This is a genomic window from Streptomyces sp. NPDC001056 (assembly GCF_053598955.1).
Genome location: NZ_JBSFLI010000027.1, coordinates 18,680 through 42,819, shown reverse-complemented (window position 1 = coordinate 42,819; position 24,140 = coordinate 18,680). Strand labels below are relative to the sequence as shown.

Below are 24,140 nucleotides of genomic sequence, written 5' to 3'. Positions count from 1 at the left end.
GGCTCTGAGGAGCCAATCAACCCTCTGGTGTGACCCGAAGAACGGCGACACTCTCGCGGTGCTTGCGGAGCTCCCGGTACAGCGTGGAGCGGCTGATACCGAGTTCAGCGGCGACCCGCTCGGGGATCGCGCCGTCCTTGATCCGCTGGGCTGCCCCGGCGCGAGTGCCTGTCCCGGCGATCTCCCATGGACGCACGGCGGAGCACCCGCCCGGCCACCGCGAGGCGGTACGCGTCGCCGCGGCCTGGGCCTTGGACGACGACCGCAGGAGCGACCTCCTGGACGACGTCGAGTACCCGGCCCAGGCCGCTGCCCCGCCCGAGCGGCGCGACCGGGACCGACCCGAGCCGCTGTCGGGGCGCTGACGGCGGCGGCCGGCTCAGCGCGATGTCCGGGCTACCACTGGCAGTGGACGTGGGTGCTGTGGCCCTTGTCGCCGGGGCCGAGGACCAGCGTGGCGCCGAGCTTGCGGCACGCGTTCATGAACCCGCGGTGATCGGCCTTCTTGCCCACGTGACGGCCGTTGATCCAGGTCACGTCGACCGCGCGGCCCGCGTAGTGCTTGGAGGTGCTGCTGTGCTCTCCGCCGACGAACTCGGAGATCTCGAACCTGTAGTGGTACTGGGTGTTGAGCTTCAGGACACCGTTGAGCATCCGCGTGTCGAGCGCCACCCGGGCACCCTTCTTGTGACCCCACGGGCTGGTCCTGGCCGGGCGCCCATGGGAGACATCGACCAGGTTCTGCTTCGGGAGGGACGCCTTGTCGGTGCCGCCCACGTGCGCACTGGCGTAGGTGATGCCCTTCGTGTTCAGGATGGAACGGGCCAGCCGAGCCGACTCGCTCGCCGGCCTCGCGGGCGCGTGGTGCCGGGCGGCTTCTCCGTGCCTGCCCGGGGAGGGCGTTGCCGCGGTCGGCCCGGCAGCGAGAGCGATGGCCGAGGCCGTCGCGGCGACGCAGACAGCGAGACGCTTCATCCGTGGGTCCTCATTCCTCTGTGGACGGTCAGGATCAAGAGGAAAGCAGGTGACCAGGCTGTTTCCGGCAACCTGGCAGGTATCCCACCTGATCGAGGTACCTGCGCGTCAACACCTTGTCCACAGGGGACCACCAGGAGTGAGCCCGGGGTCGCGCCGCGGAGAGGGCAGGATTCGAACCTGCGTGGACCCTCAAGGGTCCGACCTCGAGACGTGCTCGCTGGTCCCCGATCAACCGCTCCGGGCACCTCTCCTCGTTCCCGGCTCCCGGTCTCCCCGGGCCCCGTTCACGTGAACAAGAGTGGCAGGACCGTCTGACGGGCGGCTGACGTGTGCCTGACGCGGTGCCGCACGGTCTACAGGCGGGCCTTCATGCTTTCGCAGACCCCGTGGACGTCCTCGATCCCGATGTCGCCCTCGGCGCCGCGGAGCACACCACGGTAGCGCCCGAAGAGCTGGAAGTAGTCGACCGCGAAGAGTCCGAGGTTGTGCTTCACCTGCTTGCGGCCCTCCGGCTCGAAGACGACGTCGATGCGGCCGTCCTGGGAGGCGATGTGCCAGGGGGCCGACGGATCGGCCGACGCGGGCTCGAAGACCACGTCGCCGAGTGGCTCGCACCTGTTCGGGGTCCACAGACAGGACTCCTCCGGCTCGCCGGGCAACGCGGGCCGGGCCGCGAAGTTGGCCCCGACGACCGGGCCGGCGTCCGTCAAGGCCGCGAAGGTGCCCCAGAGCCAGTCGGTCCGGTACGGGAGCAGCGAGCGGTGCTCGTCGAGGATCGCCAGGTCGCGGGCGGGGTCGAAGGCGATCTCGGCATCCCCGACGCGGAGCACGCCGGAGACGGGGAAAGCGGCCTTGTGGGTGTACATGCTCCCCCTCGGCAGCCGGGAGCTGACGGAGAGGGGAGCGGTGGCCGCCATGGCGTCGAGGCTGAGGTGACCGTGGATGGCCGGGGCCTTCGGCGTCGCCGCGATGTCGAGTTCGATCCGGTGCCGCGCGGACGCGCGGGAGAAGGAGCAGGTGATCCGGTAGCCGTCGCGCTCGAAGCGGCAGGCGCTCTCCAGAAGCTCGGCGGGCAGCGTGGGGCTGCCGCCGGACGCGTTGGCCGCGTGCTGGTGGAGCGCGCCGCGCGTCCGGTCGTAGGCGTAGATCTCGGAACTGGCCAGGTAGTGCGCGTCCTGGATGATCAGGGAGGAGTACCAGTCAGGATGCAGCAGCGTGAAGCCGACCCACTCCTTCAGCCGCAGGCTCTTCACACGACGGGTGAAGCCGGCGTACACGTCGAGGGGGTTGGCGACAGCGGGTCGGTCCGGCAGCCGGCCCCAGTGGCGGACACCGTCCTGGACAAGGCGTTGAGGGGTGGACATGGCGGGTAGTTTTGCCCGCGGCGTCGCCACGGGTCAACAGCCTGTCAGCAGCAGCCGCGAGTGCGCCGCACCAGCTGCAAGCGTACGTCCCGCGTGCTCCCTCGGCGCCTCGCCCACAGCCCTTCGCGACCACGGCGCCCGGCCGTCACGATGACGTTCGGCGGCGCCGCGGACACCTTCCGCGGATCCTCGAACTCGGCCTGTCCCGGCGGGTGGGTCAGCCCACGCGGCGCGGGATGCCCAGCGGGTTCGTGTCCTGGAGTTCCGGCGGGAGCAGGTCGTCCGGCCAGTCCTGGTAGGCGATCGGGACGAGCCAGCGGTCGATCGAGCCGGCGCCCACCGAGGTGTGCAGCGGGGCCGTCGTCGAGGGCCAGGGGCCGCCGTGGTGCATGGCCCAGCACACGGCGACGCCGGTCGGCCAGCCGTTGTGGACGAGGCGGCCCACGCGGTGTCGCAGGGCCGTCGCCACCCGGGTGGCCGCCGGTGCGTCGCCGGCCGTGGCGTGCACCGAGCCGGTGAGGCTGCCCGGCAGGACGGCCAGCACCTCGGCCAGGGAGGCCACGTCCGGGTACGTCACCACCAGGCCGGCCGGGCCGAAGCATTCCTCGGCGAGGGTGTCCAGCTGTTCCGCGAAGGACTTCAGGGACAGCCGCCAGACGCGCGGCGCCACCGCGAAGGAGTCGCCGCCCGCGCTCCCGGAGGCCAGCGGGGCGAGGCCCGCGACCTCGTCCAGTGCGGCGACCCGGGCCCGGTAACCGTCCCGGATCCGGGACGTCAGCATCGCGCCGGTGGCCGAGGCGCCGACCGCGATGGCGACCGCGTCCGCCAGCGGGCCCTCCTCGGGGACGAACAGCAGACCGGGGTTGGTGCAGAACTGGCCGGTGCCCAGGGTGAGCGACTGCGCGTACCCCTCGGCGATCTCCTCGGCGCGGTCGGCCGCGGCGCCCGGCAGGACCACCACCGGGTTGACGCTGCCGAGTTCGCCGTAGAACGGGATCGGCTCGGGGCGGGCGGCGGCGAGGTCGTACAGCGCACGGCCGCCGGCCCGCGAGCCGGTGAAGCCGACGGCCTTGACGGCGGGGTGGTTCACCAGCGCGACACCCGCCTCGAATCCGGTGACGAGGCCGAGGACGCCCTCGGGGGCGCCGGCGCCGCGCAGCGCCTCGGTGACGATGCGCGCGACCGCGGCCGAGGTCGCCGGGTGCCCCTCGTGTGCCTTGACGACCACCGGGCAGCCGGCCGCCAGGGCCGAGGCCGTGTCGCCGCCCGCCACGGAGAAGGCGAAGGGGAAGTTGGACGCGCTGAACACCGCCACCGGGCCGATCGCCTGCCGCATCCGGCGGATGTCGGGACGGCCGGCGGCCGGATCGGCCGGGGTGAGGACGGCCTGCACATGGCCGCCGTCCCGCAGCACCTCGGCGAAGAGGCGCAGTTGGCCACTGGTGCGGCCTACCTCGCCGGTCAGCCGGGCCACGCCGAGCGCGGTCTCCGCGTCGGCGACGGCCACGAGTCCGTCGCGGGCCGCGTCCAGCGCGTCGGCGGCGGCCTCCAGGGCCCTGGCCCGGTCGGCGGCGGGCAGCGCGGACCAGACGGGGAAGGCCCGGGCAGCGGCGCGGACCGCGGCGTCGACGTCCCGCGCGCCGGACACGGGGACCGGGTCGCCGACCGGCTCGCCGGTACGCGGGCTGACGCCCCGCAGCGGGGCGGACGTGGTGTCGGTCATCGGTCGAACCTCCGGGTCGAACGGGGCGGTCGGGGGAAACCGCGTGGGAGTTGAGGGAGCCGGGCGCCTGGCGTCAGTCGTCCGCGGCCGCGTCGAGCTCCGGCGAGCAGAAGGCGCCGCCCAGGTAGATCTCGTCCAGCGGGTCGTGGTGGTCCGCGAGTTCGCCGGCGAAGCGTTCGGCGTCGTCCTGGGGCTCGTAGCCGAGGGCGCGTGCCTCGTCCAGCGAGAACCAGCGGCGGGTGTTGTCCGAGACGCCCCACACGACTCGGAAGCCGGGGGAGGGCGCGGCGATGAGCGCCTCCATCAGACGGGCGCAGTCGTCGGGGGAGAGCCAGGTGGCCAACTGACGGGTGGCGATGGGACGTTCGAAGCAGCCGCCGATGCGGACGCAGACCACGTCCAGGCCGTAGCGGTCGTGGTAGAGGCTGCCCAGGGCCTCGGCGGCCACCTTGCTCACGCCGTAGTAGGTGTCGGGGCGGGGGAAGAGGTAGTCGGGAGCCTCGCCCCTGCCCCGCGGGTGGAAGCCCACCGCGTGACTGCTGCTGGCGATGATCACTCGGGGCACCCCGGCCCGGCGGGCCGCCTCCAGGACCGTACGGGTGCCGTTGATGTTGATGTCGAGGATCTCGTCCCACGGCCCCTCGACACTGAGCCCGCCGAGGTGGATCACCGCGTCGGCTCCGGTGAGCGCCTCGCGCATCGCCGGCAGATCCGTCACCGACAGCCGTACGGTCTCCACGTCCTCGCCCTCGGCCGCGCCGGGCACCGGCGCCACGTCGAGCAGTCGCAGGGTCCGTCCCGCACGGGCCAGCCGGGGACGGAGCAGACTGCCGACCCCTCCCGCGGCCCCGGTGATCACGATGCGCTGGCTCACTCGCCTCATCTCCTCCGTAGCGGTGGTGCGGCGGCCGGGCGGCTCCCGGGCCGTCTTGACCGTGCTCCGGGGCGAGTCTTACAGTTCGAAGGCAAGTTCGCAAATGTGGAGCCTGTCTGCATATGTAGACAGCATATGTAGACGACGGAGGAGTGCCAAGTGCCCATGTTCGACGGCGTGCTGTTCTTTCCGGTGACGCCCTTCACGGCGTCCGGACAGGTCGACGGGGAGGTGCTCGCCGAGCATCTGCGCCGCGGCTTGGCCGCCGGCCCCGGAGGAGTCTTCGTCGCCTGTGGTACGGGCGAGTTCCACGCCCTGAGCCCCGACGAGTACGGCGAGGCGGTGCGCACCGCGGTGCGCACCGTGGCCGGCCGCGTCCCGGTGTACGCCGGCACCGGCGGCCCCCTGCCGCTGGCCCGCCGGTACGCGCGCATCGCCCAGGAGGCGGGCGCCGACGGCCTGCTCCTGCTGCCGCCCTACCTGGTCCAGGCCCCGGCGGCCGGACTCGCCGCCTACACCCGCGAGGTCGCCGAGTCGAGCGACCTGCCGCTCATCGTCTACAACCGCTCCAACGCCCGCTTCGACGCCGCCACCGCCGCCGAGCTGGCCCGCCACGAGAAGGTGGTCGGCTTCAAGGACGGCGTCGGCGACCTCGACCGGCTCTCCCGCATCGTGACCGCCGTGCGGCACGAACTCGCGGGCACCGGCAAGGAGTTCCAGTTCTTCAACGGCATGCCCACCGCCGAGGTGACCGTCCCGGCCTACCGCGGCATCGGCGTCGACCTGTACTCCTCCGCCGTCTTCTGCTTCGCCCCCGAGATCTCCAACGCCTTCTACCAGGCGGTCGAGAAGGGGGACGCGGCCAAGGTGGAGCGGCTGCAACGGGAGTTCTTCCACCCGCTTGTGGCGCTGCGCGATCTGGTCCCGGGCTACGCCGTCTCGCTGGTCAAGGCCGGCGTGCGGCAGCAGGGCCTGGACGTCGGCGGGGTGCGCGCCCCGCTGGTCGACCCGGCCCCCGAGCACCTCGACGCCCTGCGCCGGATCACCGACGCGGGCCTGGCCCTCGTGGAGGACACCGCCCGATGAGCGACGCGATCCGCATCACCGACGTCACCGTCACCCCCGTCGCCTTCCGCGACCCGGCCCTGCTCAACGCGGTCGGTGTGCACGAACCGTACGCGCTGCGGGCCGTCCTTGAGGTCCACACGGACCAGGGGATCACCGGCCTCGGCGAGACGTACGCCGACGAGGGGCATCTGCGCCGGCTGCGGCAGGCCGCCGACGCCCTCGTGGGCCTGGACGTCCACCGGCTCGGCCGGATGCACGCCGCGGTCGCCGCCGCGCTCGGCGGGGACACCGGCAGCGACGGCCACGGCCTCACCGGCATGATCACCACCAGCAGCACGGTGGACCGGGTCTTCTCGCCGTTCGAGGTCGCCTGCCTGGACATCCAGGGCAAGGCGGCCGGGCGGCCGGTGTCCGACCTGCTCGGCGGCGCCGTACGGGACGAAGTGCCCTTCAGCGCCTACCTGTTCTACAAGTGGGCCGCGCACCCGGGCGACGAGCCCGACTCCTGGGGCGAGGCGCTCGACCCCGAGGGCATCGTCGCGCAGGCCCGCCGCATGATCGACGAGTACGGCTTCTCGGCCATCAAGCTCAAGGGCGGCGTCTTCCGGCCCGAGGAGGAGATCGAGGCGGTCCGCGCCCTGCGCGAGGCCTTCCCCGACCGGCCGCTGCGGCTCGACCCGAACGCGGCCTGGACGGTGGAGACCTCGCTGATGGTCGCCCGCGAGCTGGACGGCGTCGTCGAGTACCTGGAGGACCCCACGCCCGGGCAGCAGGGCATGGCCGAAGTCGCCCGCGAGGCGCCCATGCCGCTCGCCACCAACATGTGCGTGGTCGCCTTCGACGAACTCAAGCCCGCCGTGGCCCTGGACGCGGTCCAGGTCGTACTCTCCGACCACCACTACTGGGGCGGCCTGCAGCGCTCGAAGGTGCTCGCCGGGATCTGCGACACGTTCGACCTGGGCCTGTCCATGCACTCCAACTCGCACCTGGGCATCAGCCTCGCCGCCATGACCCACCTGGCGGCGGCCACGCCGAACCTGACGTACGCCTGCGACACCCACTGGCCGTGGAAGAGCGAGGAGGTGGTCGTGGACGGCGTCCTGGAGTTCCGCGACGGCTCCGTCGCCGTGCCCACCGCCCCCGGCCTCGGCGTCGAGCTGGACCGCGACGCGCTGGCCCGTCTGCACGAGCAGTACCTCTCCTGCGGCCTGCGCAACCGCGACGACACCGGTTACATGCGGCGGATCGACCCGTCGTACGAGAAGAAGGTCCCCCGCTGGTGAGGCACCCGGCCTCCGGGTGGTGAGAGCGGTGGTGCCCCGTCGGTGACACCGGCGGGGCACGGGCGTACGTCAGCGGATGCCGTTGCGGCGCAGGGTTCCCGCCAGCGCCGCGGCGTGCCGGCTGACGGCCTCCGCGACGCGTTCGATCTCCTGGTCCGTGGCGTGGTCCAGCGGGATCGAGCAGCTGATCGCGTCGGTCGCCGGGATGCGGTACGACACGGTCGCGGCGACGCAGCACAGCCCCGGTGTGTTCTGCTCGCTCTCCACCGCCCAGCCGCGGGTGCGCGTCTGCTCCAGCTCCTCCCGCAGGGCCGGGCGGCGGGTGACCGTGTGCGGGGTGAGTGCCTCCAGGGGCTGCTCGGGCAGCAGCGCCTCCACCTCCTGCGCGGTCAGCTCGGCGAGCAGCGCCTTGCCCAGGGCCGTGGCGTGCGCCGGGAGTTGCCGGCCCACGCGGGAGGTCAGCCTGCGGGAGTCCGTGGCCTCACGGGTGGCCAGGTAGATGACGTTCGAGCCGTCCAGCCGGGCGTAGTGGGTGGTGTAGCCGACGTCCGCGCGCAACTGCTCGATCTGGCGCACCGCGTAGGGCAGTGCCGGGTCCCGGTCCAGGTACGCCGTGCCGCACAGCAGAGCGCGCGGGCCGATGCCGAAGCCGGCCGCCTCGCCGCCCTCCTCGACCTCGATCCACTTCAGCGCCACCAGGGTGCGCAGCAGCGCGTACAGGCTCGAACGCGGGTATCCCGTGCGCTCCTGGAGCTGGCCCAGGGTGAGCCGCTCCGGGGAGGCCGAGAGCACTTCCATGATCTGGACCGTGCGCTCCGCGGACTTCACCGGCCCGCGGCCGCCGTCAGATGTCTCCGTCAACGAAAACCTCCCGAAACATTGACCGCCCCTGTACGCCAGGCTAACGTGCGCGCTGAAAAGCATGGATGAGAACTGAGTCTACATACGTAGACGGCTTGGTCAAGTCGAGCTTCTGTCCATGTAGATGGAGGTCCGGGGCGTCGGTGCCGTCGGGACCCCTTCACCCCTACCGCTCGCTACCGCCGACGGCCGTCGGCACGAGGAGTTCGCATGGCTTGGCCGGACTGGGTGGCCCTCGGTGGCTACTTCGTGGTGATGCTGCTCATAGGCATCTGGTCGCACAAGCGCGTCAGTGACGTGAGCGACTACTTCACCGGCGGCGGCCGGATGCCCTGGTGGCTGTCCGGCATCTCGCACCACATGTCGGGATACAGCGCCGCGGTGTTCGTCGCCTACGCGGCGGTCGCCTACAGCTACGGCATCACCATCTATGTCTGGGCGTTCCTGCCGCTCGCGCTGGCGACCGGCGTCGGCGCCTGGCTGTTCGCACCGCGCTGGAACCGGCTGCGCCGCCGTTACGACGTCGCCTCACCGCTCGAATACCTGGCGCGCCGGTACAACATCGCCACGCAGCAGGCGCTGGCCTGGAGCGGCGCGCTGCTCAAGGTCTTCGACGTCGCCGCCAAGTGGGCCTCGGTCGCCATCCTGCTCAACGTGTTCACCGGCGTCTCGCTCGACGTCGGCATCCTGATCACCGGCGTCGTCACCCTGGTCTACTGCACGGTCGGCGGCCTGTGGGCGGACGCCCTCACCGACTTCGGCCAGTTCGTCATCCAGGGCGTCGCCGCGCTCTCCATGGTGGTCATCACGCTGAACCACGTGGGCGGCTTCTCCGGTCTCGGCTCCATCTGGCACCGCCTGCCCGCCGACCACACCCACCCGCTGGTCGGCCCGTACACGGCCGGCTTCCTCACGGCGTACGTGGTCGTCAAGCTCTTCGAGTACAACGGCGGCATGTGGAACCTGGCCCAGCGCTACATGGCCACCGACTCGGCACCCGCCGCCAAGCGCTCGGCCGTGCTGTCCGCGGTCCTCTACCTGATCTGGCCCGCGGTCCTGCTCTTCCCGTCCGTCGTGGGCCCGGTACTGATGCCGCACATCGCGGACCCGCAGCAGGTCTACGCGCTGATGGCCGAGCACCTGCTCCCGGCCGGCCTGGTCGGTCTGACCCTGGCGGGCATGTTCTCGCACACCATGGCCATGGCCTCCTCGGACGCCAACGCCATCGCCTCCGTGGTCGTCCGGGACATCATCCCCGCCGTCGCCCGCGGGGGCCGGGCGCTGAGTGCCGGAAGCGGACTGCTCGCCGCGCGCATCTGCACCGTCTCCTTCATCGCGGTGAGCATGGTGGTCGCCATGGAGGCGAGCCACTTCGGCGGCCCGCTCGGCATCATCACGGCCCTGGTCGCCGCCGTGATGGGCCCGATCTCCATTCCGATGCTGCTCGGTCTGCTCCCGGCGTTCCGCCGCTGGGGTTCCCTGGCCGCGCTGATCTCCTGGGCCTGCGGCCTGGCGAGCTTCGTCCTGGTGAAGTACGTCCTGGACAGCACCGACCAGACCTCGACCGTCGCCACCCCGCTGGTGACCTCGCTCGTCCTGTACCTGGTCATCGGCCTGGTGCTGCCGCAGCCGTCCGCGGTGGCGGACGAGATCACCGCCGCGGTGAGCGCGGCCGGGGACGCTCCGGCGCCGGAGGGGCCGGCGTCGCTGGTCCCGGCGACGGACTGATCCGGCCGCCAGGGGCCGCCGGCCCCGCTGTACGGCCCCCGACCCGGCCCCTGGCCGCGGGCCGGGGGCCATCGGCGTTCCGGGTGCCGCGGCTCGCGTCCCCCGGATCCGGAGGCATCGTGACGACGTGTCCCCAGCGGGGGCTGCCGTCCGGGAGATCTCTGTCCGTACGGTCGCCCATGGACGATGATGATCGGACGTCACCGGCGACAGCGAAGGAGTCCGAGATGCCCGAAGCCGGGAACAGGGGCGGGTCCGTACCGGCCGGCCACGGTGCGGACCCCGCGCCGTCCCGTACCGGACTGATCATCTTCCTGAACGGGACGTCCAGTTCAGGCAAGTCCAGTATCGCCAAGGAACTGTTGCAGGTCCTGGACGAGCCGTCCTTCCACATGCCGGTGGACTCCTTCCACGCGATGCGAACCCGGCGGGAGATGAGCCCGGAAGAGCTGCCCGCCGTACTCCGGCGCACATGGATGGGCTTCCACCGGGCGGTCGCCGGGATGGCCGCGGCCGGCAACACCCTCGTGGTCGACCACGTGCTGAGCGAGGAATGGCGCCTGCTGGACTGCCTGGAACTCTTCACCGCCAGGAACGTCGTGCTCGTCGGCGTGCGCTGTTCGCTCGACGAACTCCGGCGACGTGAACAGGCGCGCGGCGACCGCCCGGTCGGCCTGGCGGCGCGGCAGTTCGAGCACGTCCACGCGCACGGCCTGTACGACATCGAGTGCGACACCACCACGGACAGCCCGCTGCACTGCGCCCGCCGGATCAGCGCCTTCCTGCCGCAGCGCCCGACCCCGACGGCCTTCGAACAACTCCGGGCGAAACTGCGCCCGGACCTGCCGGCCGTCGAAGCGGAGGCCGTCGCGCCGTCATGACGGCCCGGTCGGTTCGCCGAGCGGACCGGAGCGCGGCGGACCGATCCGAGCTCTCGCGTCGCGCGGAACCCCGCCGTGCGGGCCCGGAGTCAGTCCGCACGGCGCGGCCGCGGCCGCGCCCTACTCGCCCGGATCCCGGTCGCGCAGCAGGTCGAACCGGCCTCGGTCGCCGCCGAGTTGCCGGGCGTCGACCGGGAGGCGGTCGTACAGGACGAGGACCGGTTCGCCGGCCGTGCCCCGGAGCGAGGCGTCGGCCGCGTCCGGGCCGTCGTCGCGCAGGAGGTGGACAGGAACTCGTCGACACCGTCGAGCGCGACCTCCTCCGGCAGCGGCAGCGGGGTGCCCAGAGCGGTCCGGGCGTCGTGGGTGCGCACCGCGGCCTCCTGCACCTGGTGCCGGGCGACGGCCCCGGAGGTCTGCGGCGACTGCGAGTCACCCCACCACGTCCAGCAGGCGCGATCCGGGCCGGCCTCGCGCGGCGCGTCCAGGAACCGCCGCGTCGACTCGGCCGACCAGGCCGGCAGGGCGTCGCGCTCCCGGGGCGCGGCCTTGGCGCCCTGCGACGCCTTGGCCGGGGGAGTGGCGTCCGGGTCCGCGGTGACGATGGAGGCCCAGCGGCGGTGCACCGCGCCCGTGCTTCGCGGGCCGCGCGCGATTTTCACGGCCGTCGGCAGAGGTCCGGCCGGGCTGTTCCCAGCTCCACCCGCGCGGCGACGTGGCGGAGAGGGCAGGATTCGAACCTGCGTGGGCCCCGAAGGACCCGACCATGAGGCGTGGCTGCGTGGCCCCCGATAAACCGCTCCGGGCACCTCTCCTCGCTCCCGGCCCCGGGCGGTGCCCCGAGCCGTTCACGTGAAAGAGCGTGACACGGGTCCCTGACGTGCGGCTGACGCGCGGCTGAGCCCACTCCTTGAGGTCGAGGTGTCTTCGCCTGGGCGCGACCATCGCACGGAGATCGGCGTCTCAGGCATACTGACGCCCGTTGCCGCCATGGTCCGGATCCGGGGCAGGGCGCCCGATGAGCGAGCCGCCGTCGCGGGCTCGGCCCCGATCGCCGTGGTGCGAGCCCCGCAGAGAGGAGCACCCCGTGACGGACGCGACGTCCTTCCTGCTCGAACGTCTGCACGCGGCCGGTCTGACCGACGTCGTCGCGGTCGAGCCGGCCACGGGAGGCCTCGCCGCGACCGCGGGGCTCGCGCGACGTGGTGACGGGGCGTCGGTGTTCGTCAAGGCGTTCGGGGAGCCACCGTCGGACGACGCGTTCGCCGCGGAGGCCGAAGGGCTCACCGCGCTGCGCGAGGCGGGCGGCATCGCCACGCCCGAGGTCATCCACGCCGACCGCGACCTGCTCGTGCTGTCCGTGCTGCGGCCCCGGCCGGGCACCGAGGCCTTCTGGGAACAACTCGCGCACGGGCTCGCCCACATGCACACCGCCACGCGGCACCCCCGATTCGGATGGCACCGGGACAACTGGCTGGGCCGCCGTCGGCAGGTCAACACCTGGGACGACGACGGGTTCGAGTTCTTCGCCCAGCACCGTCTGCTGCGCTGGCTCGGCGAGCCCCGCGTCCAGGACGCGCTCGACGCCGCGGACCGGGCGGCGCTGGAGCGGCTGTGCGACCGACTGCCCGAGCTGTTGCCGGTCGGGCCCGCGTGCCTGACGCACGGTGACCTGTGGGCGCAGAACGTCCTGGCCACCCCCGACGGGCGGCCCGCGCTGATCGACCCGGCCGTGTCGTACACGTGGGCCGAGGTCGACCTGGCCCACCTGTGGACGACGGCGCCGCCGCCCGAGGCGCGCATGTTCTTCGAGCTGTACGCCGAGCTGACCGGACTCGACAGCGACTGGCGCGACCGCATGTCGATCCTCCAGCTGCGCCAACACCTGGCCGTCATAGCCCAGTTCGAGCCCGATTGGGGCGCCGCCGACCTCGTACGCGCCACGCTCGCCCCGTTCCGGAAGCGGCCGTCGGCCCAGCCCGGCGCCTGAGCCGCGCGACGCGGCCGAGGCAGCGGCGCGCGGCTTGCCGCGTCCGTCGCGCGCTCACCGCGACACCGGTCCCGTTCTCCGTTCCCCGCCGGTCGTGGCGGCTGCGGACGACCCGGGACTAACGGTGACCCGGGACTACCGGCCCAAGCGCACCTACGGCCGGTCGAAGCCGGCGCAGATGTGCTTCGCCTTCGAACTCGATCGCCGCCTGCGCGTCACGCCCGGTGTCCTCCCCACGACCCCTCGCGCAGGCCCTTGAGAAGGCCGAGCTCCTCCGGGGTGAACTGCGGCCCCTCCAACTGCGGCCGAAGCGGCCCCACCAGAGCGGAAAGCAGCACGCTCGGCCGTACCAGAGAGGCAGGCGGGGCCTGAAGCGTCAGCACGTCGGTCAGTGCCGTGGCCGTGCGGAAGGAACCGGTCGCCGTGCGGGAGAGACGGCTGACGTAGCGCTGGAGGAGCCGGTCGGTGAAGCGCGGGGTCTTGCCGGTGGTGGTGGAGAAGTGGATGTCCTGCCCGACGGTCAGCGCCCACGCCGCGTCCACCGGCCGGGCGATCGCCCGCTGGGCGCGCCGGGCCAGTCCCGGAACCAGTCCGCCGCGCGCCAGATCGCGCAGGGCCAGGGCGCCCTGCGCTATCACCGACAGGCCCTGCCCGTACATCGGGTTGAAGGCGGCGACGGAGTCGCCCAGCGCCACCAGGCCCTCGGGCCACGCCCTGAGCCGCTCGTAGTAGTAGCGGCGGTTGGCCGTGGTGTGCGTGATGCTGACGTCGGTGAGCGGCTCGGCGAGTTCGAGGAGGTCGGCGATGACGGGGTGCCGCAGGGTGCGCGCGAAGGACTCGAAGGCGTCGGCGTCCCGGGTGGGCTGCCCGCCGGGCGCACCCATCAGGCTGACGTGCCAGCGGTCGCCCTCGATCGGCAGGATGCCGCCGGCTCGGGCGGGCAGGGGCAGGCGCGGATCGGCGTTCACACTGACCACGGGCCAGCCGCGCGTGGGAACAGGGGCCCGGTACACGCGGCTGGCGTAGGCCAGGCCGGAGTCGACGCGGTCCTCGGTGAGACCGCTGACCCCCAGCTCGGCGAGCCATCGGGGCATACGGGAGGAACGGCCGGAGGCGTCGATCACCAGGTCGGCACGCAGTTCCGTCTCGCCCCGGCCCGCAGTGCGGACGCGCACTCCGGTGACCCGGCGCCTGTCGCCGAGCAGTCCGACCACCTTGGACCGTGTACGTGCGGTGACATGGGGTTCTTCGAGTACGCGTTCCCGGACGACGTGGTCCGTCAGGTCCCGGCTCGCGGTCATGAGGCGGTGGGTGGCGCGCTGCCAGCGCCGGTACCAGCCCTCGGGCGAGTAGATGACCATATCGGTCGTCACCGGTATCCGGTGCGCCCCCGCCGCCGCCAACTGGTCGATCACACCGGGCAGAAGCTCCTCCAGCCCGTCCACGCCACCGGACTGGAGGAGGTGGATGTGTACGGCCTGGGGGACCCCGACGCGCGGGCCGGGCCCCTCGGGAAGGTCGTGGGACTCGATGATCTCCACGGATCCGACCTGGTCCTTGACGGCGGCCGCGGCGAGCATGCCGGCCATACTGCCCCCGATGACGACGGCGCGGGCGGGACTCTGCCGGGTTGCTTCAGTCATGGTCGGCTGCTTTCTGCGCGGATACGGTGGTGTTCACGGACGGTTCGGACGACGGGCGAGGCAAGAGCGAGGGACACCGGGACCAGATCCCTGGAGCGCCACGCCGATGAGGCGGCGCCCTCCGGCATCCGGTCGGGGTGGGCCTGCCGCCGCTCCAGGGCGACGACGATCATGGCCGCGTCGGCGCTCGCCGCGGCCGCGGCCTCGTCCGGGCAGCGGCTCAGCGCCGTCCGGTAGGCCGCGTCGCGGACGGCCGGGTCGCAGTAGGGAGCCAGCGCGAGGATGGCGTCGTACAGCGCCGTCTTCCGGCTCATCAGGAGCATCGCCCAGGGAGTGCGCCACCAGGGCAGCGCGGAACGGATCGCCCCGGGAGTGGGTACGTCGCGCAACAGCCGCCACAGCGGAGTGAGTTGGCGCAGCTGCCGTACGACCTGGACGGTCCGTGCCGCCCGGGGCCCCACCAGGGGCAGCGCGTATCCGACGGCACCGATCACTGCGGACAGGGCGGCGAACCGCGGGGAGACCTGGGCGATGAGGAAGTCCAGGTCGTGGCCGGCCCAACGGGCGCCGACCGCGACGAGACGCGTGACGTCGTAACCCACATGGAGCAGGTAGGCGGCGACGAGCAGGCGCAAGCCCGTCCGGAGCGAACCGTGGACCTCTGTGGACCAGCGCCGGCACATGGTGACGTTGGCGATGGCCGCCACGCCGTGGGCCAGGAGATACGTGACGATCATTTCCCGGATGAAGGGCGTGTCGGCGTAGTACGAGTCGAAGAGCGTGACCTGCTCCACCGGAGCGTTCCCGGCCCAGAAGAGGACCACGACGGTCAGGACGGCCAGGCTGTACGCCGCCACGCACCAGCGCGCGGCGCGCCGGGTCTGCTCCGGCGGAGCCGGGCGCCAGTGGATGATCAGCAGCAGGCTGGCGCCGGAGTACGCGGTCAGCGCCGCGTAGACGACCAGTGCCGCGCAGTTCGTGATGCCGGTGGCCCGGTTGAGCGCGACGACGGACTGCGGGGCGGCGAGGAGCATGATGCACCCGCCTGCGAACAGTTGCGCGAAAGCCGACCACAGCAGCGGGTCGCGCCGTCGGCGGGCGAGCGGCGGCAGCTTCAGGGCGCAGACCAGGAACAGCGCGGCACCGCCGACGTAGTAGACGGGATTGCCGGGTCCTGATGCCACTGTGCTGTTCTCCCCTGGTCGCGCGCCGAGCGACGGCTCCGCGTCGTACGGATCAGCTCTGACGGAACCGATGGGCCATGGAGGCCCCGATCCGCCCGCTGACATGGTGGGGATCGACGGGTGAGTCCTTCAGCCGCAGGGCGGCCTGCAGACCGATGGCGAGCCGCAGGCCGAAGCGCTCGGCCTCCATCTCCTCGTCCATCCCGTGGCCGTCCGAGCGCGCGGCGTAATGGAGCGCCGCGTCCGTGCGGTCGGTGAGCGGCGTGTCCGCCTCGTCGGCCGCGGACACGAGGGCCACGAACGCGGCGAGGCCGGCCGTCCTCTCGCTGCCGGACGCGCGGGCGGCGGGCTGCCGCGAGCCGCCGCTTCCGCAGTGCCCCTGGAACATGTGCCATGCCTCGTGACCGATGATCACCAGTTGGTGCTCGGGGTCGGTGTGCTTCTCGTAGACGATCAGGTCGTGGCTCGCGCGGTCCACCCACAGTCCGCTGGCGGTCACCGGCGGGAAGGCCGCCTCGCGCAGCCGCACCGTCCGGCCTCGAACCTGGCTCAGGGCCCGGCCGAGGAGCGGGATCAGCTTCTCGTCTCCCGCGGGCGCGGGCAGACTTCCGATGAGGCGGGTGCTGAGCCGCCGCATCGCCCTTGCTCCGGCGCTCACCGGTCTTCCTCTTGGTCGTCGAGCTCCAGCAGGGCCTTCAGGGTCGCGTTGAGCACGTTCCAACGCTCCTCCGGCAGGTTTCGCGCCTGCCGGAGCGCGAAGCCGCGCACATCGTCGTGACGTGACGAGGCCACCACCGCGGTCGGCCGTCCCTCGGTCGCCGACCGCGCTGCGACCATGGACAGCAGCTCCCGATGGAGTGCTTCCGAGGCCGGTGCGGTGAAGAACGCCTCACCCCCCTCGACCCCGAAGAAGTCGACGAGGCCGTGCAGCAGTTCCACACTGGGTACCTTGGCACCCGCGCAGACCTGCCGGGCCCAGAACGCGGAGACCCCCAACTGCCGGGAAATACCGCCCGCGAGGTCCGACATACGTTGGCCGGTGCGCGCCAGCCGGTCGTCCGCGAGCGCCTTGATGCGTGACCGAACCCGCTCGTTGACCGTCTCCACGGGCGGCTGCCCACCGCGCAGCAGCGTGCGTACGACGCTCTCGGGCAACGCGGTCCTGACCGCCAGCCGCCTCGGGCTGAGGAACTCCGAGCGATCGAGGCCCTCCTGCTGGATCAGCGCGTCAAGACGCCGAAGGGTCTCGGGCAGCGGCGTCGACTCCACCGATGTGCTCCAAGCGGTCGCGGGACTGCGGCAATGCACATGGCACCCTACGCGGAACCGACGTCACCTCGGTGATCGTTTATTGGCCAAAGAGCGATCGCCGGACGATGACCCGGTCGGTGGCCCTGCCTTTGTGGTGCGCCGCCCGCTCACTTAGCCTTTTCCCATGCGCACACCGCGGATGACGGTGGAGCCTTCGCGCACGCCCTTCGGCAAGTGGCCGCCTTCTCACGCGGGCCTGCGCACGGCGGGCGCGACCGAGGACGAGGTCGGCTGACATGGGCGCGATGAATGTACCGTCGGCCGGCGCGGTCGGGACGGGCGGACTGGCGGACTGGGGCGTCCGGCGGACCATGACCGACTTCGAAGCGGCGATGTGGCGGATGGAGGCCGATCCTCGGCTGCGGACCCCGATGGCCGCCGTGGAAGTCCTTGACCGCACCCCCGACTGGGACCGATTCCTGGCCGCGCACGAGTGGGCCACCAGGGCCCTCCCGCGAGCCCGGATGCGCGCCGTCGACACGCCGCTGCACCTGGGCAACCCGGTCTGGGCGGTCGACCCGAACTTCGATCTGGACTTCCACGTACGACGGCAGCGCCTGCCGTCGCCCGCCACGTTCGAGCAGGCCTTGCGGGTGTGCCAGAACGTGATGAGCGAGCCCTTCGACCGCGCTCGCCCGCCGTGGCAGGCACTGCTGATCGAGGGGCCGACCGGCGGAGCGGCGGTCTACATGCTGAAGGCGCACCACAGCCTGACCGACGGGCTGGGCGGCATCCAGATGCTCGCCCTGCTGCACAGCCGCAAGCGCGGGCACTCCGCGCCCGAGTGGCACTGCGAGGCTCCGGCGGCCGAGGACATCGGAGCATGGGGCGCGCTGGGCGAACAGGTGTGCCGCGGCCTGCGTGACGCACCCGCCCGGCTGGCGGCCACGACGCTGCGCGCGCCCGCGACGCTGGCCGCACTCACCGCGCTTCCGGCCGGCGCGGCGGCGGCGGTCCGGTACGTACGTTCGCTGACCGGCCTGCTGGCCCCACCGGCCTGCCCGCCCTCGCCCCTGCTCCGCGGCCGGAGCCTCTCCTACCGGTTCTCGGTCCTGGAAACCACGGTGGACGCCCTCAAGCACGCGGGCAAGGCGGCGGGTGGCTCACTGAACGACGCCTACATCGCGGCGCTCCTCGGCGGCTTCCGCCGTTACCACGAGGCGCTGAGCCGCCCCGTCGCGCAGATACCGATGGCCATGCCGGTGAGTCTGCGTGCCGGGGACAACCCGATGGGCGGAAACCGCTTCGCGGGCGCGCGCTTCGCGGCCCCGGTCGACATCGAGGACCCGGCCGAGCGGATCGCGGCGATCCACGAGATCGTCCTGTCGGTGCGCCACGAGCCCGCCCTCGACGCCCTCCAGGTGTTCGCACCCGTGTTCAGCCGGATTCCGACGCCGTTGCTCACCGACTGGTACGCCGGCCAGTCCACCCGTCTCGACCTACAGGCCAGCAACATCCGGGGCCTGGCCGAGCCGGTCTACATCGCCGGAGCCCGCGTAGAACGAATGTTCCCCTTCGGGCCGCTCCCGGGCTGTGCCGTCATGGCGGTGCTGGCGTCGCACTGCGGCGTGTGCTGCATCGGCGTCAACGCCGACCCGGCCGCGGTCACCGAACCCGACCTGTTCCTGCACTGCATGCGTGCGGGCTTGGACGAGGTGCTGGCCGTCGGTGGCGAGACCGCGCCGCGCGGCCTCACCGCGTGGCGCGAGGCATGGGAAGAGTCGTCATGATCGTCGACCTGGGGAAGCTGCGAGGTCGTCTGGCCGGGCGCGGGGCCGGGGCGCTGCCGGGGTTTCTGCGGCCCCACGGCGCGCCGGCCCGGGACCGCGCCGAAGGCCGGGCACAGGGCGGGCAGGGCCAGATCCCGTTCCTGGTGTGCGAGGACATCATCAGAAGCGCCCGGTACCGGTCCGGCGTCCGGGAACTCGCGGACCGGCTGGAGCGCCCGCCCGACGACGTGGACCGGCGCGCCCGAGCGTACCTGCGGGAGATGGTCGCCGGCCGGAACAGGCTCGTCCTCGACGTCTGGGAACGCTTCGGCGCCTACGTCTCCCGCGCCTACCGCACCGACCTCGCCCGTGCGCGCGTGGACGAGGTGCGGCGGCTCGGCCGAGGCCACACCCTGGTGTTCCTCCCCAGCCACCGTTCCTACCTCGATCCGCTGGTGCTGCGCCCGGCGCTGCTGCGGCACGGGTTTCCGCCGAACCACGTTCTCTCCGGGATCAACCTGTCCTTCTGGCCGCTCGGCCCGCTGATGCGTCGCAGCGGATACGTGTTCATCCGCCGCAGCCTCGCGGGGGACGAGATCTACAAGTGGGTGCTGCGGCAGTATCTGGGCCACCTGCTGCGCGACAGAGCCAATCTCGAATGGTACGTCGAGGGCGGACGCACCCGCACCGGCAAGCTCCGTCCGCCCCGCTACGGCCTGCTGACCTACCTGGCCGAGGCGTTCCACGACAGCGGCGTGGACGACGCGTACATCGTCCCCGTCTCGATCGTCTACGACCGGTTGTACGAGGTCGGCGAGATGGAGGAGGAAGCGCGCGGGTCGGCGAAGAAGCCCGAGAACCTGTCCGTCGCGGTGCGGTACATCAAGGCGCAGGGCAGGCGGCGCGGACAGGTGCACCTGGCCTTCGGCGAACCCCTGTCGGTCGCGGCCGAGTTGGGCGGCGACTGGGCCGCGCTGCCCCCGGCGCGGCGGCGCCGCGCGATCCAGAGACTCGGGATCGAGGTGATGCATCGCATCGACTCCGTCACGCCGGTCACCGCCATGGGGCTCGTCACGCTCTGTCTGCTGGGCCTGGGGGGCCGCGCCCTGACCGTCACGGAGATCAGGGCCACGCTCGCCCCGCTGCTCGGCTATGTCCGCGACCGCCGCCTGCCGAGCGTCGTCGCACCGCGTCTCCAGGACGTCGGCGGTGTCGAACGTGTGCTGGACGTCCTGATCGCCGACGGAGTGATCACCTGCTACGCCAAGGGAACCGATCCGGTGTACCAGGTCGCCGAGAACCAGGAACTGGTCGCCGCGTTCTACCGGAACAACATCATCCACTTCCTGGTGAACCGGGCCGTGACCGAGTTGGTGCTGCAAGCGGCGGCGGAGGGGCACTACCCCGACCCGGTCACCGACGGCTGGCAGGAAGCGCTCCGGCTGCGCGCGTTGCTGGAGTTCGAGTTCTTCTTCGACGACAAACGGGCGTTCCGGCACAGGATCCAGTCGGAACTCGCCCTCATGGACGAGCAGTGGACCGAGCTCCTGCGGTCGCCGCACGCCGCCGAGGAACTGCTGGAGCGGATCAGACCGCATCTGGCCCACCGGGTCCTGGCGTCCTACCTGGAGGCGTACCTCCTCGTGGCCGAACGGCTCGCCGCTCACCCCTCACACGAACCCGTCGAGGAAAGGGCGTTCCTCACCGACTGCCTCGACACCGGGCGCCAACTGCTGATGCAACAGCGCATCACCAGCAGCGAGTCCCTCTCCCTGGAGCTCTTCACCACCGGCCTGCGACTCGCCCGCCACCGAGGACTGCTGGACCCGGGCGGGGATCAGGTCACCGACCGGCGCATCGCGTTCGCGCGCGAGCTGGAGACGCTCGTCGGGCGGTTGCGCCGGTCCCGGGCACTGGCGCTGCGGGACATCGGCGTGACGGCCTCGCCGCCGTCGGCGGGCAGCGGGCAGCCGTGACGGCCCTGGCCGCGATCCTCGACTCCGTCGCCGCGGCGCCGACGGGGCCGTCCACCGCCGCGTTCTTCGACCTCGACGGAACGGTCGTGGAGGGCTACACGGTGCGCAGCGTCTACCGCGACCGGCTGCGCCACGCCGACATCAGCCCGAGCCGGTCCGGCCGACTGGCACTCGCCGCACTGGACGTGCGGTTCCGGCAGGCCCCCTTCGACAAAGTCGTCGACATCGCCTTCGAGGCACTGGCCGGACGTACCGAGGACGAACTCGCCGCATTCGGCGAGCGATTGTTCCGGCAGGACATCGCCGGCCGGATCTACCCGCAGGCGCGCCAACTCGTCCACGCACACCGCAGGGCCGGGCACCGCGTCGTCATGGCGACGTCCGCCACACCGTTCCAGGCGGATCCCGTCGCCACCGACATGGGCTTCGACGCCGTCCTGTGCACGCGCCCCGAGGTGCGGTCCGGGACGCTCACCGGCAAGGTGGACGGAGACGTCCTGTGGGGCCCCGACAAGGCCCGGTCGATCAAGGCCTACGCCCGGCGGGAAGGCGTTCGCCTCGCCGACAGCTTCGCCTACGGCAACGGAGCCGAGGACGCGCCGATGCTCGGCGCTGTCGGCCACCCGCGGCCGCTGAACCCCGAGCCGGAACTGGTCGACATCGCCCACCTGCGAGGCTGGCCCGTGGTCCGGCTCGAACCGCCCCGCCGCGGTGTCTCGCTCTCGTCGGCCCTGCGCACCGGCGCGGCACTCACCGCCCTCGGCGCGTCCGCGCTGCTCGGCATCGGCGTCGGCCTGCTCACCCGCGACCGGCAGGCCGGCGCCAACGTGGGTACCGGAACAGGGTGTGGCCTCGCGCTGGCTTTCGGGGGCGTGAGCCTCCACGTCGTCGGTGAGCACAACCTGTGGGTGCGGCGCCCGGCCGTCTTCATGTTCAACCACCAGAGCAGCCTGGACATGCTGGTGCTCGGCGATCTCCTGCGCCGCGACGTCACCGGCGTGGCCAAGAAGGAACTGGCCCACGATCCCCTGTTCGCCCCCGTCGGCCGACTGGTGGACATCGTGTACGTCGACCGAGCACACCCCCACGAGGCGAGGGAATCCCTGCGGGCGGCGGTCGCCAAGCTGCGCGACGGCATCTCCGTGGCCATCGCGCCGGAGGGCACCCGCTCTCCCAGCCCGACCCTCGGTCCCTTCAAGAAGGGCGGGTTCCACATCGCCGTCGAAGCGGGCGTGCCGATCGTCCCGATCGTCATCCGCAACACCGGCGCGCTCATGTGGCGGGACTCGCTCTGGTTGCACCCGGGCACCGTGGACGTCGCCGTGCTGGAGCCCGTCCCGACATCGGACTGGAACCCGGACAGGTTCGACGACCACGTCGCGTACGTCCGCCGACGCTTCCTCGACACCTTGGCCGACTGGCCGGGGGAGGCGGAGGCGAAGTGACGGCTCTCCCGGACGCCACGCCGGCGGACCTCGCCCCCCGTCCCGTCAACCGCCGTAGATGGCCTCGATCTCGTCGGCGTACTCCTTCGCCACCACGTCCCGCTTCACCTTCTGCGACGGGGTCAGTTCTCCGCCCTTCTCGGTGAGGTCCCGGGGCAGGATCCGGAACGACCTGATCGACTCCGCGCGGGAGACCGCCTGGTTGGCGTCGTCCACGGCCCGCTGGACGGCCGTCCGCAAGCGCGGATCGTCGCGGAGATCGGCGGCGGTGGCTCCGGCCGGTTCGCCGTGCTCGGCCTTCCACACCGCGAGCGCCTTTTCGTCGATGGTGACGAGCGCCGCGATGAACGGCCGTCTGTCGCCGACGACCACGCACTGGCTGATCAGTTCATGGCGGCGCAGTCGGTCCTCAAGCGGGGTGGGCGCGACGTTCTTGCCCCCCGAGGTCACCAGCAACTCCTTCTCGCGGCCCGTGATCCGCAGGAAACCGTCGTTCAACTCGCCGAGGTCACCGGTGTGGAACCAGCCGGCCGCGTCCAGGACCTGGGCCGTGGCGGCGTCGTTGTTCCAGTACCGGGTGAACACCTGGTCGCCCTTGACGAGGATCTCGCCCGTGTCGGTGATGCGTACAGCGGTGCCGGGCAGCGGCCGGCCGACGGTGCCGAAGCGCACCTCGCCGTCGAAGTCGGCGGCGACCAGGGGTGACGTCTCGGTCAGCCCGTATCCTTCCCGCACGTCGAGGCCGGCCCCGCGGAAGAAGTGGGCCAGCCGGACATCGAGTTGGGCGCCGCCGCAGATCGCGTGCGTGCACCGGCCGCCGAAGGCGGCGCGCAACTCGTCGTACACCAGCTTGGTGAACAGCGCGTGGCACAGGCGCAGGGCCGGTCCGGGGCCGTCGGCGTCGAGCGACCGGCTGTAGGCGACGGCGGTCCGTTCGGCGTGCTCGAAGAGCCTGCCCCTGCCGGCGGCCTGCGCCTTCTGCCGCGCGGTGTCGCGCGTCTTCTCGAAGACGCGGGGAACGGCCAGTACGAAGGTCGGCCGGAACGAGGCGAGATCGGCCGCGAGGTGCTTGGCGTCGGGAGCGTGGCCCATCCGGACTCCGGCCTGCACACAGCCGAGTTGGATCAGGCGCCCGAACGAGTGCGCCAGCGGCAGGAACAGCAGGGTGGAAGCGCCTTCCTGGAGCATCGACCGCAGCTTCGGGACGGCGTTGGCGACCACGAAGCAGAGGTTGCGGTGACTGAGGACGCAGCCCTTCGGCCGGCCGGTCGTGCCGCTCGTGTAGGCGATGGTGGCCATGTCGTCCGCCCTCACCGCGTGGCGGCGCCGCTCGACCTCCGCGGCCGGTACGGCGACGCCTTCGGCGACCAGCTCGTCGACCGCGCCGTGCGGCGCGTCGATCTGCCACAGCCTGGTCATGGCCGGGAGCCGCTCGCGCGCACGCGCCGCCTTCGCGTGGTGGGCGTCGGTCTCCGCGAAGCACGCGACCGCGCCGGAGTCCGACAGGATCCAGAGGACCTGTTCCGCGCTGGAGGTCTCGTAGATGGGCACGGTGACCGCGCCGACGGTCAGGATCGCGTAGTCCAGCAGGGTCCACTCGTACCTGTTCCTGCTCAGCAGCGCCACCCGGTCCCCGACCCGCACCCCGGCGGCGACCAGGCCTCGGGCCACGGCGATCACGTCGTCGCGGAACTGCGCGCAGGTCACGTCCTGCCACGGGCCGTCGAGGCGACGGGCGAACTGGACCGCGTCCGGCGTGAGGGCCGCGTTGTCCCACACCGGATCGGTGAGCACGGCGGCATCCGCGACCGTTGCGACGGCCGGTACGGAGAACTCGCTGACGACGCGAGGTCGCGGGGGCGACGGGTCCGCGTGGACAGCGCGGCGCGGGGCGGGTGCCGCCGTCGCCGGACGATCCGCCGCCGGGTCTTGGTTGTCGGCCGAGCCGTTCATCGGACCTCCTGGGGCAGAGCCGTCAGAAGCACGTGCGGACGTCGAACCGCGCCGGGAGCACGTCGAAAGGTCGAAGGCCGGCGGGCTGGTCGCCGAGCCATGACCGACCGGCCCCGAGCGCGGCGCCGCTCGCACCGCTCGGTGCCCGCGCCGGCCCGCAACCCGGTGG

The 24,140-nt window shown here is 72.2% G+C and carries 21 protein-coding genes and 3 pseudogenes; 10 read left to right on the top strand and 14 right to left on the bottom strand.

What is annotated here, in order from left to right; translation table 11 throughout:
• Positions 1–16 precede the first annotated feature (16 nt).
• Positions 17–196 (bottom strand): helix-turn-helix domain-containing protein, encoded by a 180-nt coding sequence (locus tag ACWDD7_RS27540; RefSeq protein ID WP_450459395.1) that lies wholly within the window; start codon positions 194–196, stop codon positions 17–19.
• On the opposite strand from ACWDD7_RS27540, the gene ACWDD7_RS27535 reads away from it, so the two are divergent.
• A complete protein-coding gene (locus tag ACWDD7_RS27535) occupies positions 165–365 on the top strand; it encodes a hypothetical protein (RefSeq protein WP_450459455.1) in 201 nt (66 codons plus the stop codon). The genes ACWDD7_RS27540 and ACWDD7_RS27535 overlap by 32 nt on opposite strands.
• Before the next feature lie 31 nt (positions 366–396).
• On the opposite strand, the gene ACWDD7_RS27530 is transcribed toward ACWDD7_RS27535, so the two are convergent.
• The 5 genes and pseudogenes from ACWDD7_RS27530 to ACWDD7_RS27510 form a co-directional block, all read right to left on the bottom strand.
• Positions 397–975: a hypothetical protein gene (locus ACWDD7_RS27530; RefSeq protein WP_450459394.1), complete on the bottom strand. Its 579-nt coding sequence runs from the start codon at positions 973–975 to the stop codon at positions 397–399.
• A 159-nt stretch (positions 976–1,134) separates the two neighbouring features.
• A pseudogene (locus ACWDD7_RS27525) lies at positions 1,135–1,229 on the bottom strand.
• Positions 1,230–1,331: 102 nt separating this feature from the next.
• Positions 1,332–2,342, bottom strand: a complete 1,011-nt coding sequence (locus tag ACWDD7_RS27520; RefSeq protein WP_450459393.1) for a DUF2804 domain-containing protein — start codon at positions 2,340–2,342, stop codon at positions 1,332–1,334.
• A 217-nt stretch (positions 2,343–2,559) separates the two neighbouring features.
• Positions 2,560–4,065: an aldehyde dehydrogenase (NADP(+)) gene (locus ACWDD7_RS27515; RefSeq protein ID WP_450459392.1), complete on the bottom strand. Its 1,506-nt coding sequence runs from the start codon at positions 4,063–4,065 to the stop codon at positions 2,560–2,562.
• A 73-nt stretch (positions 4,066–4,138) separates the two neighbouring features.
• The gene (locus ACWDD7_RS27510; protein ID WP_450459391.1) at positions 4,139–4,939 is read right to left on the bottom strand and encodes an NAD-dependent epimerase/dehydratase family protein; all 801 of its coding nucleotides are present in this window, start codon (positions 4,937–4,939) and stop codon (positions 4,139–4,141) included.
• 165 nt (positions 4,940–5,104) lie between these two features.
• On the opposite strand from ACWDD7_RS27510, the gene ACWDD7_RS27505 reads away from it, so the two are divergent.
• Together ACWDD7_RS27505 and ACWDD7_RS27500 are read left to right on the top strand one after the other, a co-directional pair.
• Positions 5,105–6,025, top strand: coding sequence for a 5-dehydro-4-deoxyglucarate dehydratase (locus tag ACWDD7_RS27505; RefSeq protein ID WP_450459449.1), 921 nt, complete (start codon positions 5,105–5,107; stop codon positions 6,023–6,025).
• Positions 6,022–7,290 carry a glucarate dehydratase family protein gene (locus ACWDD7_RS27500; protein ID WP_351871590.1) on the top strand — a complete coding sequence of 423 codons (1,269 nt, stop codon included), beginning with the start codon at positions 6,022–6,024 and terminating at the stop codon, positions 7,288–7,290. Before ACWDD7_RS27505 ends, ACWDD7_RS27500 begins: the two co-directional genes overlap by 4 nt.
• A 69-nt stretch (positions 7,291–7,359) precedes the next feature.
• Here the strand turns inward: ACWDD7_RS27500 and ACWDD7_RS27495 are convergent, their stop codons facing one another.
• Entirely contained in the window at positions 7,360–8,151 is a 792-nt protein-coding gene (locus tag ACWDD7_RS27495; RefSeq protein ID WP_351871587.1) for an IclR family transcriptional regulator, read from the bottom strand.
• A 210-nt stretch (positions 8,152–8,361) separates the two neighbouring features.
• On the opposite strand from ACWDD7_RS27495, the gene ACWDD7_RS27490 reads away from it, so the two are divergent.
• Both ACWDD7_RS27490 and ACWDD7_RS27485 read left to right on the top strand, forming a co-directional pair.
• Positions 8,362–9,879 carry a sodium:solute symporter family protein gene (locus tag ACWDD7_RS27490; protein WP_450459390.1) on the top strand — a complete coding sequence of 506 codons (1,518 nt, stop codon included), beginning with the start codon at positions 8,362–8,364 and terminating at the stop codon, positions 9,877–9,879.
• A 227-nt stretch (positions 9,880–10,106) separates the two neighbouring features.
• A complete protein-coding gene (locus ACWDD7_RS27485; protein WP_450459389.1) occupies positions 10,107–10,760 on the top strand; it encodes a chloramphenicol phosphotransferase CPT family protein in 654 nt (217 codons plus the stop codon).
• A gap of 89 nt (positions 10,761–10,849) precedes the next feature.
• Here the strand turns inward: ACWDD7_RS27485 and ACWDD7_RS27480 are convergent, their stop codons facing one another.
• A complete protein-coding gene (locus ACWDD7_RS27480) occupies positions 10,850–11,422 on the bottom strand; it encodes a maleylpyruvate isomerase N-terminal domain-containing protein (RefSeq protein WP_450459388.1) in 573 nt (190 codons plus the stop codon).
• A gap of 54 nt (positions 11,423–11,476) precedes the next feature.
• A pseudogene (locus tag ACWDD7_RS27475) lies at positions 11,477–11,575 on the bottom strand.
• 272 nt (positions 11,576–11,847) lie between these two features.
• Here ACWDD7_RS27475 and ACWDD7_RS27470 point away from each other — a divergent pair.
• Together ACWDD7_RS27470 and ACWDD7_RS27465 are read left to right on the top strand one after the other, a co-directional pair.
• Entirely contained in the window at positions 11,848–12,750 is a 903-nt protein-coding gene (locus ACWDD7_RS27470; protein WP_450459387.1) for a fructosamine kinase family protein, read from the top strand.
• Positions 12,751–12,868: 118 nt separating this feature from the next.
• Positions 12,869–12,964 (top strand): annotated as a pseudogene (locus ACWDD7_RS27465) (SDR family NAD(P)-dependent oxidoreductase); the annotation flags it as partial.
• 1 nt (position 12,965) lies between these two features.
• Here the strand turns inward: ACWDD7_RS27465 and ACWDD7_RS27460 are convergent.
• Genes ACWDD7_RS27460 through ACWDD7_RS27445 form a run of 4 tightly spaced genes read right to left on the bottom strand, consistent with a single transcriptional unit; the run spans position 12,966 to position 16,846 of the window.
• A complete protein-coding gene (locus ACWDD7_RS27460; RefSeq protein ID WP_450459386.1) occupies positions 12,966–14,393 on the bottom strand; it encodes an NAD(P)/FAD-dependent oxidoreductase in 1,428 nt (475 codons plus the stop codon).
• A complete protein-coding gene (locus ACWDD7_RS27455) occupies positions 14,390–15,577 on the bottom strand; it encodes an MAB_1171c family putative transporter (RefSeq protein WP_450459385.1) in 1,188 nt (395 codons plus the stop codon). Before ACWDD7_RS27455 ends, ACWDD7_RS27460 begins: the two co-directional genes overlap by 4 nt.
• Positions 15,578–15,629: 52 nt before the next feature.
• Complete coding sequence (locus tag ACWDD7_RS27450; RefSeq protein WP_450459384.1) at positions 15,630–16,235, bottom strand: toxin-antitoxin system, toxin component; 606 nt, start codon at positions 16,233–16,235, stop codon at positions 15,630–15,632.
• On the bottom strand, positions 16,232–16,846 hold the full coding sequence (locus tag ACWDD7_RS27445) for a hypothetical protein (protein WP_450459383.1): 615 nt from the start codon (positions 16,844–16,846) through the stop codon (positions 16,232–16,234). Before ACWDD7_RS27445 ends, ACWDD7_RS27450 begins: the two co-directional genes overlap by 4 nt.
• A 287-nt stretch (positions 16,847–17,133) precedes the next feature.
• Here ACWDD7_RS27445 and ACWDD7_RS27440 point away from each other — a divergent pair, with 287 nt between their 5' ends.
• Genes ACWDD7_RS27440 through ACWDD7_RS27430 form a run of 3 tightly spaced genes read left to right on the top strand, consistent with a single transcriptional unit; the run spans position 17,134 to position 22,018 of the window.
• The gene (locus tag ACWDD7_RS27440; RefSeq protein WP_450459382.1) at positions 17,134–18,618 is read left to right on the top strand and encodes a wax ester/triacylglycerol synthase domain-containing protein; all 1,485 of its coding nucleotides are present in this window, start codon (positions 17,134–17,136) and stop codon (positions 18,616–18,618) included.
• Complete coding sequence (locus tag ACWDD7_RS27435; RefSeq protein ID WP_450459381.1) at positions 18,615–20,573, top strand: glycerol-3-phosphate 1-O-acyltransferase; 1,959 nt, start codon at positions 18,615–18,617, stop codon at positions 20,571–20,573. Before ACWDD7_RS27440 ends, ACWDD7_RS27435 begins: the two co-directional genes overlap by 4 nt.
• The gene (locus tag ACWDD7_RS27430; protein WP_450459380.1) at positions 20,570–22,018 is read left to right on the top strand and encodes an HAD-IB family hydrolase; all 1,449 of its coding nucleotides are present in this window, start codon (positions 20,570–20,572) and stop codon (positions 22,016–22,018) included. The genes ACWDD7_RS27435 and ACWDD7_RS27430 overlap by 4 nt, the downstream gene beginning before the upstream one ends.
• Positions 22,019–22,063: 45 nt before the next feature.
• Here the strand turns inward: ACWDD7_RS27430 and ACWDD7_RS27425 are convergent, their stop codons facing one another.
• Positions 22,064–23,971, bottom strand: a complete 1,908-nt coding sequence (locus ACWDD7_RS27425) for an AMP-dependent synthetase/ligase (RefSeq protein ID WP_450459379.1) — start codon at positions 23,969–23,971, stop codon at positions 22,064–22,066.
• Positions 23,972–24,140 lie beyond the last annotated feature (169 nt).

What these genes read in the sequence shown, in the direction of transcription:
- ACWDD7_RS27505 (WP_450459449.1), top strand. Translation starts at nt 5,105, where the DNA reads ATGTTCGACGGCGTGCTGTTCTTTCCGGTGACGCCCTTCACGGCGTCC.
- ACWDD7_RS27425 (WP_450459379.1), bottom strand. Translation starts at nt 23,971, where the DNA reads ATGAACGGCTCGGCCGACAACCAAGACCCGGCGGCGGATCGTCCGGCG.
- ACWDD7_RS27440 (WP_450459382.1), top strand. Translation starts at nt 17,134, where the DNA reads ATGAATGTACCGTCGGCCGGCGCGGTCGGGACGGGCGGACTGGCGGAC.
- ACWDD7_RS27520 (WP_450459393.1), bottom strand. Translation starts at nt 2,342, where the DNA reads ATGTCCACCCCTCAACGCCTTGTCCAGGACGGTGTCCGCCACTGGGGC.
- ACWDD7_RS27460 (WP_450459386.1), bottom strand. Translation starts at nt 14,393, where the DNA reads ATGACTGAAGCAACCCGGCAGAGTCCCGCCCGCGCCGTCGTCATCGGG.
- ACWDD7_RS27490 (WP_450459390.1), top strand. Translation starts at nt 8,362, where the DNA reads ATGGCTTGGCCGGACTGGGTGGCCCTCGGTGGCTACTTCGTGGTGATG.
- ACWDD7_RS27485 (WP_450459389.1), top strand. Translation starts at nt 10,107, where the DNA reads ATGCCCGAAGCCGGGAACAGGGGCGGGTCCGTACCGGCCGGCCACGGT.
- ACWDD7_RS27500 (WP_351871590.1), top strand. Translation starts at nt 6,022, where the DNA reads ATGAGCGACGCGATCCGCATCACCGACGTCACCGTCACCCCCGTCGCC.
- ACWDD7_RS27530 (WP_450459394.1), bottom strand. Translation starts at nt 975, where the DNA reads ATGAAGCGTCTCGCTGTCTGCGTCGCCGCGACGGCCTCGGCCATCGCT.
- ACWDD7_RS27435 (WP_450459381.1), top strand. Translation starts at nt 18,615, where the DNA reads ATGATCGTCGACCTGGGGAAGCTGCGAGGTCGTCTGGCCGGGCGCGGG.
- ACWDD7_RS27515 (WP_450459392.1), bottom strand. Translation starts at nt 4,065, where the DNA reads ATGACCGACACCACGTCCGCCCCGCTGCGGGGCGTCAGCCCGCGTACC.